Here is a 1,867-nt window from a genome sequence, read left to right on the forward strand (position 1 = left end):
CCCGAAGTCATGGCACAGGAAGCCAAAAGCCTGGGCGCCTTGCTGGTGCACTACAGCACCGACTATGTCTTTGATGGCTCCGGCAGTGCGGCGCGCAAAGAGGGTGATGCGACCGGGCCGTTATCGGTCTACGGCCGCACCAAGCTGGAGGGCGAACAGCGGATTGCAGCCACGCATTGCCGTCACCTGATCTTTCGCACCAGTTGGGTCTATGCAGCGCGTGGCGGCAACTTTGCCAAGACCATGTTGCGCCTGGCGCAGGAGCGTGAAGCGCTCAGCGTGATCAACGATCAATGGGGCGCGCCGACTGGCGCCGATCTGATCGCCGATGTCACGGCCCATGCCGTGCGCCATGCGAGCGCTCATGAAGGCGATGGCGGTCTCTACCATCTGGTCGCGGCAGGGGAAACCAACTGGCATGCCTATGCCAGCCATGTAATCGAGCGCGCACAGAACCTGCGCCCGGATCTGGACTGGAAGGTGCAGAGCATTGCCGCCGTGCCGACCACGGCCTTTCCGACAGCTGCCGTGCGACCCTTGAACTCGCGCCTGGATACGCAAAAGCTGCAAGCGACCATGCAACTGCATCTGCCTGCATGGCAGCAGGGCGTGGAGCGCATGCTGCGCGAGATTCTGTAATTTTCAAATAACTCGCTTCCAACGCTTATCGGTAAAGCGTTGGAAGCCACCCATTGATTCATCATGACGACACAGCGCAAAGGCATCATTCTGGCTGGCGGCTCCGGCACCCGTCTGCACCCCGCCACCCTGGCCATCAGCAAGCAGCTGCTGCCCATCTACGACAAGCCCATGATCTACTACCCGCTGAGCACGCTGATGCTGGCGGGCATCCGGGACATTCTGATCATCAGCACGCCGCAGGACACGCCGCGCTTCGAGCAACTGTTGGGCGACGGTAGCCAGTGGGGCCTGAATCTTCAGTATGAGGTGCAGCCCAGCCCGGATGGCCTGGCCCAGGCCTTTCTGATTGGCGAGAAATTCCTCGACGGCGCTCCCAGTGCCCTGGTGCTGGGGGACAACATCTTCTACGGCCATGACTTCCAGCCGCTGCTCAAAAAGGCAGATGCGCGCCAGGACGGCGCCTCGGTGTTTGCCTACCATGTGCAAGACCCCGAGCGCTACGGCGTGGCCGAGTTTGATGCTGCAGGCAAAGTGCTGTCGCTCGAAGAAAAGCCCAAGCAACCCAAGAGCAACTATGCGGTCACCGGCCTGTACTTCTATGACGAGCAGGTGGTGGAGCTGGCCAAGCAGGTCAAGCCTTCGGCGCGCGGCGAGCTGGAGATCACGGATCTCAACGGCATGTATCTGCAGCAAGGCAAGCTCAATGTCGAGCTCATGGGCCGAGGCTATGCCTGGCTGGACACCGGCACCCATGACAGCCTGCTCGAAGCGGGGCAATTCATTGCCACCTTGCAGCAGCGCCAGGGCCTGAAAGTGGCCTGCCCGGAAGAAATCGCCTATCGCCAGAAATGGATTGATGCCGCTCAACTGGAGAAGCTGGGCCAGGCGCTGGTCAAGAATGGCTACGGACAATATCTGCTGCAGGTGCTCAAGGAAAAGGTGCGCGTATGAAGTTCACGCCTTTGGCGATTCCCGATGTCTTTCTGATCGAGCCCAAGGTGTTTGGGGATGCGCGCGGCTTTTTTCTGGAAAGCTTTCGCCAAGACCTCTTCAACCAGGCCACGGGTACGAACCACGAGTTCATTCAGGACAACCACAGCCGCAGCAGCAAGGGCGTGCTGCGCGGGCTGCACTACCAGCTGCCACCCCATGCCCAGGGCAAGCTGGTGCGTGTGATCTCGGGTGCGGTGTTTGATGTGGCCGTGGATATCCGTCGCAGCTCGCC

Annotated in this window: 3 protein-coding genes; all 3 read left to right on the plus strand. The window is 60.7% G+C overall.

Annotated elements, in window-relative coordinates:
- A partial coding sequence (gene rfbD, locus ACLBXN_RS12360) for a dTDP-4-dehydrorhamnose reductase (protein ID WP_447612311.1) occupies window positions 1–639 on the plus strand: 639 nt, incomplete at its 5' end.
- A 63-nt stretch (window positions 640–702) separates the two neighbouring features.
- Window positions 703–1,593 (plus strand): glucose-1-phosphate thymidylyltransferase RfbA, encoded by an 891-nt coding sequence (gene rfbA / locus ACLBXN_RS12365; RefSeq protein ID WP_447612312.1) that lies wholly within the window; start codon window positions 703–705, stop codon window positions 1,591–1,593.
- On the plus strand, window positions 1,590–1,867 hold a 278-nt coding region (locus ACLBXN_RS12370; protein WP_447612313.1), incomplete at its 3' end, for a dTDP-4-dehydrorhamnose 3,5-epimerase family protein. The genes rfbA and ACLBXN_RS12370, both read left to right, overlap by 4 nt.

The sequence above is a fragment of the Comamonas sp. C24C genome (genome assembly GCF_053345995.1).

Bases quoted from the DNA above. Each gene is read 5' to 3' on its own strand.
- rfbA (WP_447612312.1), top strand. From the start codon at position 703: ATGACGACACAGCGCAAAGGCATCATTCTGGCTGGCGGCTCCGGCACC.